Origin of the sequence: Flavobacterium fryxellicola (genome assembly GCF_900143245.1) — a bacterium.
GTDB classification, from domain to species: Bacteria; Bacteroidota; Bacteroidia; order Flavobacteriales; family Flavobacteriaceae; genus Flavobacterium; species Flavobacterium fryxellicola.
Window position 1 is genome coordinate 709,393 of sequence record NZ_FRDK01000001.1, and the last position, 13,388, is coordinate 722,780.

Consider the following 13,388-nt stretch of genomic DNA (forward strand, 5'->3'; position numbering starts at 1 on the left):
TAATTCGGACAAGTTTTATTTAAGGGATAAAGTGCCATTACTGAGCAGTGTGAATACAAGAAATAATTACTAGCGGATCTTTTTTTTTTATTCCTGATACACAGTTTTTTAAGTAGGTTTGACGCTAAATCTTCGATTTTCAATTTCTTGTAAGACAGTAAAAATGCTCTTTAACGGATATATTTGCATTTCATCTTAATATATCAACATTTGTTAAAAACATATTAACAACCCCTACTGAAAAATGGTTAAATGCTTATTTTTAGAATGTTGAATAATAGTTTTTTGGCTAATATATTAAGCTTTTATTTGATAATTTCTCAAATCTATCCTAATAAGTTAATGTTCTGAAGTGTGTTTTGCTTCAGATATTTAATATAATGCCTAACAATTCCTGGAAAACTGTTGATGAATTATTCGTACATTATTATTGATGCTAATCAAGAAGATGTTTTGAAAACAAAAGGCATTGCTGATCGTTTTTCGGAGCTTGAATTTCTAGCATCCGCAAATAATTATTCGGAGGGACTAAATCTTATATTGGAACACACGCCTGCACTAGTATTTCTAGAAATAGATCCTGCTACAACAACTAGTAATTTGTCTCTAGCACTTATTAATGAGTTGCACCGATATTTAAAAGTGATTCCTAAAATTATTGTTACAACCAGCAAAAAAGACTTAGCCTTTGAGGCAATACAGCACGGAGTCACAGATTATTTATTAAAACCGTTGTTGCGTATCGATTTAATCAAATTAACTTTAAAATTGAATAAGTCGAAAGTTGAAAAAGCAGAGGATTTAAATGAGCCTATTTTTAATGATGTGAAGCCAGTATTTCTGCCTCAACAGGAAACAGTAAGTCAAGGTCAATCGTTGACTTTATGTATTAAGTCTTATGGGGATTATCGCTACATCGATGCAAAAGACATCTGTTACCTTCGAGCGGATAATAACTCAACGGACCTTCATTTGTACAATGGAGAAATGATAACGGCATTTAAGACATTAAAACACTTTGAAGGGGTGTTGTCCTACCCCTTTATCAGAATCCACAACAGTTACATTGTCAATCGCAATTATATTTCAAGAATTCATAGCGGAAATTCAGTTTGTTATATTAAAAACAGTGCTGTAAAACTTCCTTTTTCTAAATCGTACAAGGTAAATATTGATCTTATTATCTCAGAATTTGCCAACGGAAATTATCTTGAAATCTAAAAAATAGTCATCTACTTTAATTTGGCGGTCATTCACTCTTAAACGACCCCATTCTACCATAAACGCTGTTTTTTAGAGAATAAACTGATGTTGTCTGTGTAGTTTTACAAAAGATTTAACGCTAATGTGATTCTAAAACAAACAAACAAATAACAAAAATACAAAATCCCCAAATTATGAAAAAAGCAATTTTAACAATCGGTTTATTCTCCTTAGTAATGGTGTTGACTTCATTCACAACTCCAAACACAGATCCTATAATACTAATTGATGCGAATGGTAATGTAGAATTAATAGGCTCGGGTTCAATCGGTGGAAACAAAAAAGTAGATCTAATAGGTTCGGGATCAATAGGAGGAAATAAGAAAGTAGATTTGATTGGTTCAGGATCTATTGGTGGTAATAAAAAAGTTGATCTTATTGGATCTGGTTCAATAGGAGGAAATAAAAAGGTGGACTAAGAAGTTTTTAAGTTTTATAAAAATAGTTAAAGGATGTCAATTTTATTGATATCCTTTTTTTTTGTGAATACTTTTGCTATTTTTGATAAAAATCAAAAGGAACTATTGAAAAGTATTTATCCTATATTTTTGCTTCTAGCATTGTTTTTTTTCGGGTGCACCCAAAAAAAGAACTTTAACACCACGATTAATTCCTCAGAGGACAGTCTTTCGTCCTATCTTTCTTTAGCAAATGATTTTAATTTACCACAAGAAAAAAGAAAACAATTCAATCAGAAAGCCTTTTCTATCATTATTGATCAACCTAATGATTCATTAAATAAAGTCAATTTATTTAAAGTAGCGAATCGCTACTACAATATGGACAATTGGTCCGATTTTAAAAACACCGTAGATATTATTTTAGAAAAGACAAATCTTACTGGAGATACAATCAGTAAAACCAAAGCCTATACTTATTTAGGCGATTTTTATGTATCGCAGGCAATTTCTGATAGTGCTTTTATGTATTATTCCAAAGCAGAAAAGATGTATTTGCAAAGTAATGACAATTATAATTTGGCTAGAATTCGTTTAAACAAATCCATTCTACAATTTAACGAAGGCGATTTTTTAGGCAGTGAGATCGCAGTTTTTAATGCTTTGCGTGCCGTAAAAGGAGAAAAGGCTAGTGATATAGTTTATGATTCCTATAGTTATTTGGGTCTAATACATAATGAATTGGGGAATTATGATCGAGCAATTGAATACAATTCGAAAGCGTTGACCAGTATCGATGATAAAACTTTGCCCTCTGTTTTTCAATCAAAAGCTACTTCCTTGAATAATATGGGATATATTTACCAGAATATGAATCGCCACGATAAAGCAATTACTTATTTCCGAGAAGGATTAAAACAGGATAATTTAAAAACAGACAAGCCTTCTTTATATGCCATGCTAATAGATAATATAGCGTTCTCCAAATTTAAAAGCGGGGATTCTAGAGGTTTACCTGAATTATTTTATCAAGCGCTTCAACTTCGGGATAGCTTGCAATTAACCTCTGGAATCATCGCAAATAAAATGCATCTTTCAGAATATTTTGCTTTTAAAAAGGATACAGTAAAATCATTGCAGTATGCAAAGGAAGCATTGAATGAATCTGTGAGTTCTAAAAATTACAGGAGTGTATTAGCAGCACTAAAACGGTTGGCAATAATAGAGCCAAAAAATGCTTCAAATTATACCAAACAATACATTGACATTAATGACAGTCTCCAAACGGCAGAGCGTAAAATGGGGGATAAATTCACCCGTATAGAGTATGAAACAGATGAAATAAAGGATGAAAATACCGATTTAGTAGCGCAAAATAGAAATTTAGTGTTTCTTTTTACTGCTTTAGGCGTATTGGGGTTGTTTATTTTTGTTATTAAAACCCAAAAGGCAAAAAACAGGGAGTTGCTATTCAAGCAGCAGCAACAAATTGCCAATGCAGAAATCTACAATTTGATGATCTCACAACAGAATACGATCGAAACGGGCAGAATTGAAGAGAAGAAAAGAGTAGCAAGGGAGCTGCATGATGGTGTGTTGGGAAGAATGTTTGGTGTGCGAATGAACTTAGATGGCTTAAATGGATTTCAAGATGAATTAGCGGTAAACCAGCGAACGAACTATTTGTCGGAATTGAAAAATATAGAGCAAGACATTCGTGAAATTTCGCATGATCTAAATAGAGAGAAGTCGGAATTAATTAATAACTTCGTCGCCATTATTGACGGCTTATTCGAAGAGCAAAAAAAGACCTATAAATCAAAACTAATTTCAATTGTGGATTCTGGTATTAAATGGGAAGTTGTTAGTAATTCTGTAAAAATTAATTTGTACCGGATTCTTCAAGAATCGCTTCAAAACATTAATAAATATGCTCAAGCTAACACCATTCGCATCGAATTTAAAAAGGCGGAAGATCACTTGATTTTGAAAATGAGCGACGATGGAATAGGTTTTAATGTAAAAACAGCTAAGAAAGGAATTGGATTACAAAACATCCTTTTTCGAACCAATGAATGTGATGGAGTTGTCGATATAAAATCAAAAAAAGGAGAAGGAACAATCATAACAGTTACCTTGCCAATAGAATAAAAAAGTAAACCAGAGAAGATGATGATTGATTTAGCTACTAAAGAAACTGTTAAAAATAAAATACTAATTGTTGATGACCATCCTTTTATTATTGAAGGATATAAAAATGCAATCACAAGATACAATCCTAAAGAATTTGAATTTGTTATAACACAAGCTAAAGACTGTGAATCAGCGTATCGCATTATTACAAATCCCGCCATTGCTCCGTTTGATATTGCTTTCTTAGATATTAGCATGCCTCCTTATGAAGAAAAAGGCATGTTTTCCGGGGAAGATTTAGCAAAATTATTGTCGGACTACATGCCAAATTGCAAAATTATTTTGCTTACCATGTACACAGAGTTGCTGAAGATAAAAACAATTATTAAAACGATAGACCCAAACGGGTTGGTCATAAAAAACGATTTAACTTTTGATGAATTGCTTTTTGCCTTTGATAAAGTTATAAAAAACGAAAAATATTACAGTGAATCTGTCCTTAAAATGTTAAAGCAATCCGAAGCGGATGCTATCGAAATAGATCAATTTGACAAGCAAATTTTATTTCACATTTCTAAAGGAACGACGTTACAGGATATGACGCAATACATTCCAATTTCAGTAGGTGCAATAGAAAGAAGGAAAATAAATTTAAAAGAATTATTAAAAATAGAAGAAGGCAGCGATGCTGACTTAGTGAAAGAAGCTAAAAATAAAGGATTACTTTTTTGACGCTCTTGAAATTCAAATAAAAAACAAAAACGACATTTTGATAAATGTCGTTTTTGTTTTAGTAGTAATTTTTACTCACTCAAAGCATTCCACCCGCGCGCTTTAAGAGCAATTTTAGTATTTGCTCGAGTAACTAAATGAATCCCTTCACTTTCTTGAGTCATATGTCCAATAATGGTAAAATTTGGATTCCCCTTTATTTTTTCAAAATCCTCCATTGCAATGGTGAAAAGTAGCTCATAATCTTCGCCGCCGTTTATGGCCACCGTTGTGCTATCAATATTGAATTCTTCACATACATTGATAAACTGCGGATCGATTGGTAATTTGTCTTCGTATAAATTACAACCTACTCTAGATTGTTTGCACAAATGCATAATTTCTGATGACAGTCCATCAGAAATATCAATCATTGACGTAGGTTTTATCTCTAGAGCATGTAATAATGTTCGTACGTCTTTTCGAGCCTCCGGTTTCAGCTGACGTTCTATTAAATAAGTATATCCGTCTAAGTCGGGTTGAGAATTTGGGTTTACTTGAAATACTTGTTTTTCTCTCTCTAAAACTTGTAAACCCATATATGCAGCGCCAATATCACCGGTTACAACCAATAAATCTGTCTCTTTAGCGCCATTTCTATAAACAATTTCATCTGCATCAGCTTCGCCAATTGCGGTAATACTTATAATTAATCCTTTTTGTGATGAGGTAGTGTCTCCGCCAATAACATCAACATTATATTCAATAGCCGCATGCGTGATTCCTGCAAACAACTCGTCTAATGCCTCTAGTGGAAATCGATTAGATACTGCAACGGATACCGTAATATGAGTCGCTTTGGCATTCATGGCACAAATATCCGAAATGTTTACTACCACTGCTTTGTATCCCAAATGTTTTAAAGGCATGTAAGCCAAATCAAAATGCACGCCCTCAATTAATAAGTCAGTTGAAACTACTACTTTCTTATCCTTAAAATCCAAAACAGCAGCATCATCACCAATTCCTTTTAAAGTGGAAGGTTGGTTGATTTCGAAGTTTTTTGTCAAATGTTCTATCAATCCAAATTCGCCTAATTGTGCTATGCTAGTGCGCTGCGGGTTTTTATCTTCAATCATGATTTTTGTGGGGAATGAAGCAATTGCTCCATTCGTTTATGTTAATTTAAAACGGTTTTCAGATTGCAAATATACAAAGAAATTTTCGCCTTGATTTCTACCAATTTTTATGAATTTTAAACGACCTTTAGAGGAGTTAAATAGGAATAAAATGAAACCATTTGATATAGTTACCATCACGGTAAATCCGGCCTTGGATAAAAGCACCCATTTTAAGGGATTAGTTCCCGAGCAAAAAATTAGATGCGATGAACCGCGCTATGACGCTGGCGGGGGCGGAATAAATGTATCTAAAGCAATTTCTCGTTTGGGAGGAACATCGTTAGCGGTTTGTACTTCTGGCGGGCCAATAGGGGAGATGCTGGAGAAATTAATAAAAAAAGAAACAATCGAATATACAGCAATAAAGGTTCAAACCTGGACCAGAGAAAGTTTTGTTGCTGTAGATGACAATACCAATTCACAATACCGATTTGGTTTTGCCGGGGGTAAAATTTCTGAGCAAGAAGAACAAAAGATACTCGAAATCCTATCAAATCTGACTCCGCAGTTTTTAGTAGCAAGCGGCAGTTTAAACGAAGGTTTATCGACGGATTTTTATCAAAAAATAGCTAAAATAGCCAAAAAATCGAATTCTAAATTAATTGTTGATACTTCTGGCGAAGCTTTAAAAAAGGTTTTAGAAATTGGTGCGTACCTTATTAAACCTAATGTGGGTGAACTCGCTAAATTAATAGGTGTGGAGCGACTAGAACTAGAAGAAGTAAATGAAGCCGCCAAACAAATCATTGCCAAGGGCGGAGCCGAAATTGTAGTGGTTTCTCTTGGTCCACAAGGAGCGGTCTTAGTTACCAAAGATTCTTGTGATTTTGTTCCAGCTCCAAATGTGGTCAAAAAAAGTACTGTTGGCGCAGGAGATAGTATGGTTGGAGGAATGGTTTGGGCACTCTCACAAAATAAATCATTAAAAGAAGTAATTCGTTGGGGCGTAGCTTGCGGTTCTGCAGCTACCATGAATGAAGGAACGCAGTTGTTTAAACGAGAAGACGCACAACGATTGTTTGGGTGGTTGAAGGGTAAATAAATTTAATTAAGTCCAATAGAGGTATGATGCAGTGATGCACTGCATGATTCTCTACTATACAAAAAAAACCTGATAATTTTTACATTATCAGGTTTCTCTATATTGTGGTTCCCCCTTCGGGGGTTCAGGGGCTTTAATCATTCAACTTTAAAACAGCCATAAAGGCTTCTTGTGGAATCTCAACATTCCCCACCAGTCTCATGCGTTTTTTACCTTTTTTCTGTTTTTCTAATAATTTACGTTTACGAGAAATATCTCCACCATAACATTTTGCAGTTACATCTTTACGCAAGGCTTTTATGGTTTCACGCGAAATTACTTTTACCCCAATAGCAGCTTGAATCGGAATATCAAATTGTTGACGTGGAATCAATTCTCTCAATTTTTCACACATTTTTTTACCTATGGAATATGCATTATCTGTGTGCATCAAAGATGATAAAGCATCGACAATGGTGGAATTTAACAATATATCCACTTTTACCAAGTTAGAAGTTCGCAGCCCAATTGGCGTATAATCAAAGGAAGCGTACCCTTTAGAAACCGTTTTTAAACGATCGTAAAAATCAAATACGATCTCTGCCAGTGGCATGTCAAAAGTCAATTCAACACGTTCTGTAGTCAAATACGTTTGGTTGGTAATCAATCCCCGTTTTTCGATACACAAACTCATTACGTTTCCAACGTAATCCGATTTAGTAATGATGGTGGCTTTTATAAAAGGTTCTTCAACATGATCTAAACGGGAAGGTTCCGGCAAATCAGATGGATTATTGACAATTAAAACCGTAGTTGGATCTTTTTTAGTAAAAGCATGGTAGGAAACGTTTGGAACTGTTGTAATAACAGTCATGTTAAACTCACGCTCTAATCTTTCTTGGATAATTTCCATGTGTAGCATTCCCAAGAATCCACAACGGAAACCAAATCCTAACGCCGCTGAACTTTCTGGTAAAAATACCAATGAAGCATCATTCAGTTGTAGTTTTTCCATTGAGTTTCTTAACTCTTCGTAATCTTCAGTATCTACAGGATAAATTCCAGCAAAAACCATTGGCTTCACATCTTCAAAACCTTTAATTGTATTGATTGTAGGCGTTTTTGCATCCGTCAACGTATCTCCTACTTTTACTTCTTTGGCTTCTTTAATTCCAGAAATCAAATACCCAACATCACCCGCTGAAATTACATTTTTCGGAACTTGATTTAATTTTAAAGTCCCAATTTCGTCCGCAAAATATTCGTTTCCGGTAGCCATGAATTTAATCTTCTGCCCTTTTTTAATCTGTCCGTTTTTTACACGGAAAATAACTTCAATTCCACGAAAAGGATTATAGTGAGAGTCAAAGATTAAAGCCTGCAGTGGTTCATCGACATTTCCTTTGGGAGGCGGAATTCTTTCGATTATTGCGGCCAAAATATTTTCAACGCCAAGTCCTGTTTTGCCTGAAGCATGAATGATGTCTTCTAATTTACAACCTAATAAATCTACAATGTCATCACTTACTTCCTCAGGATTTGCACTTGGTAAATCCACTTTATTCAAAACCGGAATAATTTCCAAGTCATTTTCAAGAGCCAAATATAAATTTGAAATTGTTTGTGCTTGTATGCTTTGAGCAGCATCTACAATCAAAAGTGCACCTTCACAAGCAGCAATAGATCGAGAAACTTCATAAGAGAAATCGACGTGACCTGGAGTGTCAATCAAATTCAAGATGTATTCTTGACCTTTGTAGGTGTATTCCATCTGGATTGCATGACTCTTAATGGTAATCCCACGCTCACGCTCTAAGTCCATGTTATCCAGCAATTGTGCCTTCTCTTCACGAGCCGTAACGGTTTGAGTCGCCCCAAGTAAACGATCCGCAAGCGTACTTTTCCCGTGATCAATATGGGCAATAATGCAAAAATTCCTTATGTGTTTCATGTTCTGTATATGTCAATATTAGATGTCATGCTGAGCATAGTCGCAGTGTGGGCGTGCCCTCACTTACACTATCGTTCCAGCTCGGTCGGGCTATTCGTTACAAGTCCTCATAAAGTTGCGCTATCGCTACACTTTATTGTGGGCTTTCCTCTTCTATCCCTCACGCGCAAACCCGTCAGTACGACAATTAATTTGCAAATGTAAGTTAAAAGTTTTGATTGGAGATTGAACAGAAGCTAATGTTAAGAATCTGAAATCTATTTTTTTTAAAGGTTTCTTAATTAGCAGCTTCCTGTTTTTTAATAGCATAGATAAAGCTGCGTTGCGTGCAATAAATGAAACTTAAATACAATTTTATTTTACCTTCGTTCCTAGACAATTTTGTACTTTTGAGCATCACCAGAGGTTCAGTTCCTAACACATAAAAATGCTTTGTATGAAAAAACAAGATGACGACTTTATAACTTACAATGACACCAAATACAATTTGCAGGGTATAGAGTCGTTGGCTTGGAAAAAATTAGTCAATGGATCCGTTAAGAAAAAAAATGGTTTTAGAACCATGTGTGTGGGAACTATCGATGAAAATAATGCCGCTGCGTTACGAATTGTGGTAAATAGGAAAGTAGACGAAGTTCAAAAAACTATTTTCTTTCACACCGACAATCGCTCCCGAAAATATAATGACTTAATCAAAGACAATCGTATTTCGCTGTTGTTTTATGACGCACGGCAACGTGTTCAAATTGTTGCGAAAGCATATGCTACCATGCATACTACTAATGAGTTGGCAAATGATAGATGGAAAGCGACAAGCCCACAAGCTCGATTGGGCTATATGGCAAATGAGCCTCCAAACACAAAGTCAGACCAACTAACTCTAGGATATGAAGGACGCTTTGCCACCACAAAACCAACGGATGATGAAAGCAATCTTTTCGAAAAAAACTTTTCTGTGGTGGCTTGTACAGTTTACGAACTTGAATTTTTATATTTAGATTTTCACGGCAACCGCAAGGCTAGTTTTTATTATAAGAACAACGTTTTAGTGGATGGGAATTGGGCAGTTCCGTAAAAGTAGAACTAGTACTGATTATCTCCTGTTGAATTTTGCCTTATTAAAAGTGGTATCTGCAGTGGCGAAATTAATTCCTCGGTTTTCTTCGTGCTCAAATTCTAAACTATCATTAGTACAAATTTAATTTTAGTAAGATTGTATCCAGTTTCAAATGTAGTTGTTAGTTCATACCAGCAATCGTTTTTTAAGGTTTTCATATCAGTGGCATAATCCCATGAAAAAGGCTTTTCTTTTCCTTTTAATTCGACTTCTGAAATTGCACTGATTTTAGTCTTGTTCCGTTTAAAAATAACTGTTTTTTGATGTGTTTTATGCATGCAACTCGTTAGAACTTCCATTTAAGATAAGGCGATGATGATGATTGTAGCTTTCATAATTAAGATTTTTTTCGTGTAAGTAGGTAATCAATTCCAAATCGCTCTCTACTTAACATAAGGTAGAAAAGAGAAACCTATAAGAAAGCCTTGTCGTCATTTCGGGGATAGAATGCAGATATTTTTTTTTTACTAAATCTAAAATCAGCGTTCAATAGACTTTTAGTGTAATAGTAGAGTACTGGTCCAATAAATAAAAAATATTGAAATGGAGTATAAAAAAGAACATCTCTATACGGTTGATTGTCATACCAATCAGCAAATCCAAGCATCCACAGGGCAATAAACAACGAGCATAAAAAGATGAAAAAGCGCAACCAATAATTGGATTTCTTCTCAGTTTTTAAGCTTTTAAACACTCCTAAAAAGGTATAGCGTATTCCTTGCGAAAAAGGAATTAGGTATAAGTAAAATTTAAACCCGAATTGGAATTGCATACTGTGATTTTGATAGAGATGACTATTTTTATAGATTGGGAACTGTGAATGCTTTTGGCTCTTTTACTTTTATAACCGCTTCTTATTTAGTATTTTTGCAAAAAAAAACTACGCTTTGATAAAAATTGGCAACATAGAACTCCCTGATTTCCCTTTACTGCTAGCACCTATGGAAGATGTGAGTGATCCTCCATACCGCAGATTGTGTAAAATGCATGGTGCCGATATGATGTACTCCGAATTTATATCCTCAGAAGGATTAATTCGCGATGCTATAAAAAGCCGAATGAAGTTAGATATTTTTGATTACGAACGTCCTGTGGGAATACAAATTTTTGGCGGTGACGAGGAAGCTATGGCAATGTCCTCTAAAATCGTTTCAGCCGTAAATCCTGATATTATTGACATCAATTTTGGTTGTCCAGTAAAGAAAGTCGTTTGTAAAGGTGCTGGAGCTGGAGTTTTAAAAGATGTTGACTTAATGATTCGTTTAACAAAAGCCGTAATCGATAGCACGCATTTACCAGTAACCGTAAAAACCCGTTTGGGTTGGGACGATAATTCAATCAATATTGATGAGGTTGCGGAGCGCTTACAAGATATTGGTGTGGCTGCGTTAAGCATTCACGCGCGAACAAGAGCCCAAATGTACAAAGGCCATTCGGATTGGTCTCACATTGCCCGAGTAAAAAATAATCCTAGAATTACAATGCCAATTTTTGGTAATGGAGATATTGATTCCCCAGAAAAAGCATTAGAATATAAAAATAAATATGGTATTGACGGCATTATGATTGGTCGCGCTGCTATTGGTTATCCGTGGATTTTTAACGAAATCAAGCATTACTTCAAAACGGGGGAACATTTAGCTAAGCCTACGATTATGGATAGAGTTGAAGCCGTGCGAAATCATTTGACGTGGGCAATGGAGTGGAAAGGAGAACGTCTTGGAATTGTAGAAACAAGGCCCCATTACACTAATTATTTCAAAGGAATTCACTCTTTTAAACCCCACAAACAGCAATTAGTTACTTTAGACCGACCTGAAGAATTATTTGCTGCTTTAAATGAAATTGAAGACGTGTATGCTGGTTATGAGGTAGTATAGTGGAATTCGTTTTTTGTTTTGTAAAATCTGAAATCAAAAATCGTTAATCATCAATCAAAAATCTTACTCCAACAATTTTTTACTCACGCGACTGCTCGCAATCAATGAAGCTATAAATCCAAGCGTGATAATAGTGCCCATAACGATGAGTACATTTTCGAAAGAGAAAATCACCGGATAAGCAAGAGTAGGTGTAATCATGACCAGTTGAAAATATTCTTGTAGCAAAACGATTATAATTCCTAAAACTAATCCAATAAGTCCGCCAAAAACACTCAATAAAGTACCTTGTAGCAGGAATATTTTACGTAAATCTTTGATTTCGGTTCCCAGATTAAAAAGCGTTTTTAGGTTTCCTTTTTTGTCTAAAATCATCATAATTAACGCGCCAATCAAGTTAAAAAGAGCCACAATAATCACCAAAGTAAATATTAAATAAACCGCAATATTCTCGGTATTCAACATTTTATAAAGCGATTCGTTGAGTTGTGCCCTGTTTTTTACCGTGATTTTATTCTTGAAAATTGTTTGTAGTTGGTTGCTAATTTCCGTTTCATTAGCACTAGTTTTGGTTTTGATTTCAATTCCTGAAACCTGATTGGGTTTGTATTCCAATAATTCCTGAGCTAAACCTAGATCGGCAAAAACATATTTGGAATCCAAGTCTTCACTAATGGCATAGATTCCAACAGGAATTACATCCGTTTTGTTAAAAGCCTGTTCTGGATTTTCGATAGCGCCTTTACCTGGTTTGGGAACCAAAACTTCTAATTGACGATTAAAATCCAATAATCCCATTGAAAATTTTTGAGCAATACCATAGCCCACCACCACTTGATACGTATCTGGTTTCAACCATTGGCCGTTGAAAAGTTTGGTTTCAATAGCATTTACTTGATTAAAATTAGAATCAACACCTTTCAAATACGTAACTTCCTGTTTGCCATCAAAAGTGAATAAAACCCGCTCTTCTATAATTTTGGTATAGGATGCAAGCCCTTCAATTTTCTCGATTTTACTTTCCTGATCTGGAGAAATAAGAAAGGATTTACCTAAAATACTACTAATTTTTAAATCGGGATCAATGTCATTGGTAAACGAAAGACTAAAATCTTTCAAGCCGCTAAAGACGGATAAAACGATAAACAAAGCCATGGCACCAACAATAATTCCCATGCTGGCAATGCGATTGATGATATTGATAGCGTTGTTTTTGCTGTTGCTAAGAATATAGCGTTTGGCTATGTAAAGGGGGAAATTCAAATTTTATTGGAATCTGCGTTTGTCCAGCAGCTCTCTATTTTCTATAGGATTGTCTCTATTTGCCAAGGCAGTATCGATTTTTTCAATGTAGTCTAAAGAGTCGTCAATAAAGAAAACCAAATTTGGAACTTTTCTCAATTGCAAACGCACTCTTTGTGATAAGTCATGTTTTATTGTTTTAGAATTCGACTTTACGGCCTCCAAAATTTCTTTTGCTTTATCCTGAGGGAAAACACTTAAATGAACCGTCGCTACAGATAAATCTGAAGTAACAACAACCTTGGATACCGAAATTATCAAATTACTAACTCCGTTTTTTCTCACTTCACCTTGCAGAATATCCACCAAATCTTTTTGGATCACCCCACCTATTTTTTTCTGTCTATTTGTTTCCATGCTGCAAAAATACTACTTTTAAGGTTTATCCCGAAGTTTCAGGACAAATTTTAAAAGTAACCTGTTAATAGTTG

The 13,388-nt window shown here is 34.9% G+C and carries 12 protein-coding genes; 7 read left to right on the forward strand and 5 right to left on the reverse strand.

All coding sequences use genetic code 11. The annotated features are described in order from the left end of the window. The first annotated feature begins 408 nt into the window (after positions 1-408). From BUA03_RS03170 to BUA03_RS03185, 4 genes are all read left to right on the forward strand, one after another. Positions 409-1,221 (forward strand): LytR/AlgR family response regulator transcription factor, encoded by an 813-nt coding sequence (locus BUA03_RS03170; RefSeq protein WP_066075430.1) that lies wholly within the window; start codon positions 409-411, stop codon positions 1,219-1,221. A 176-nt stretch (positions 1,222-1,397) separates the two neighbouring features. Next, entirely contained in the window at positions 1,398-1,682 is a 285-nt protein-coding gene (locus tag BUA03_RS03175; RefSeq protein WP_066075428.1) for a 3-oxoacyl-ACP reductase, read from the forward strand. Positions 1,683-1,715: 33 nt separating this feature from the next. Continuing rightward, complete coding sequence (locus tag BUA03_RS03180; RefSeq protein ID WP_082854253.1) at positions 1,716-3,812, forward strand: tetratricopeptide repeat-containing sensor histidine kinase; 2,097 nt, start codon at positions 1,716-1,718, stop codon at positions 3,810-3,812. Between the two features lie 18 nt (positions 3,813-3,830). Then, on the forward strand, positions 3,831-4,526 hold the full coding sequence (locus BUA03_RS03185) for a response regulator (protein WP_066075426.1): 696 nt from the start codon (positions 3,831-3,833) through the stop codon (positions 4,524-4,526). A 71-nt stretch (positions 4,527-4,597) separates the two neighbouring features. Here BUA03_RS03185 and thiL read toward each other — a convergent pair whose 3' ends face one another. Beyond that, complete coding sequence (gene thiL / locus BUA03_RS03190; protein ID WP_066075423.1) at positions 4,598-5,644, reverse strand: thiamine-phosphate kinase; 1,047 nt, start codon at positions 5,642-5,644, stop codon at positions 4,598-4,600. 151 nt (positions 5,645-5,795) lie between these two features. Between thiL and BUA03_RS03195 the strand changes: the two genes are divergently transcribed. Continuing rightward, positions 5,796-6,728 carry a 1-phosphofructokinase family hexose kinase gene (locus BUA03_RS03195; protein ID WP_066076008.1) on the forward strand — a complete coding sequence of 311 codons (933 nt, stop codon included), beginning with the start codon at positions 5,796-5,798 and terminating at the stop codon, positions 6,726-6,728. 133 nt (positions 6,729-6,861) lie between these two features. On the opposite strand, the gene lepA is transcribed toward BUA03_RS03195, so the two are convergent. Beyond that, positions 6,862-8,658, reverse strand: a complete 1,797-nt coding sequence (gene lepA / locus BUA03_RS03200) for a translation elongation factor 4 (RefSeq protein ID WP_066075421.1) — start codon at positions 8,656-8,658, stop codon at positions 6,862-6,864. 436 nt (positions 8,659-9,094) lie between these two features. Between lepA and BUA03_RS03205 the strand changes: the two genes are divergently transcribed. After that, complete coding sequence (locus BUA03_RS03205; protein WP_169807427.1) at positions 9,095-9,733, forward strand: pyridoxamine 5'-phosphate oxidase family protein; 639 nt, start codon at positions 9,095-9,097, stop codon at positions 9,731-9,733. 101 nt (positions 9,734-9,834) lie between these two features. Here BUA03_RS03205 and BUA03_RS03210 read toward each other — a convergent pair whose 3' ends face one another. Continuing rightward, positions 9,835-10,053: a hypothetical protein gene (locus BUA03_RS03210; protein WP_066075417.1), complete on the reverse strand. Its 219-nt coding sequence runs from the start codon at positions 10,051-10,053 to the stop codon at positions 9,835-9,837. A gap of 609 nt (positions 10,054-10,662) precedes the next feature. Between BUA03_RS03210 and dusB the strand changes: the two genes are divergently transcribed. After that, positions 10,663-11,655 (forward strand): tRNA dihydrouridine synthase DusB, encoded by a 993-nt coding sequence (dusB, locus tag BUA03_RS03220; RefSeq protein ID WP_066075414.1) that lies wholly within the window; start codon positions 10,663-10,665, stop codon positions 11,653-11,655. 63 nt (positions 11,656-11,718) lie between these two features. Here dusB and BUA03_RS03225 read toward each other — a convergent pair whose 3' ends face one another. Further along, on the reverse strand, positions 11,719-12,918 hold the full coding sequence (locus BUA03_RS03225; protein ID WP_066075412.1) for an ABC transporter permease: 1,200 nt from the start codon (positions 12,916-12,918) through the stop codon (positions 11,719-11,721). A gap of 3 nt (positions 12,919-12,921) precedes the next feature. Next, positions 12,922-13,314, reverse strand: a complete 393-nt coding sequence (rbfA, locus tag BUA03_RS03230) for a 30S ribosome-binding factor RbfA (RefSeq protein WP_066075410.1) — start codon at positions 13,312-13,314, stop codon at positions 12,922-12,924. Between the last annotated feature and the right edge of the window lie 74 nt (positions 13,315-13,388).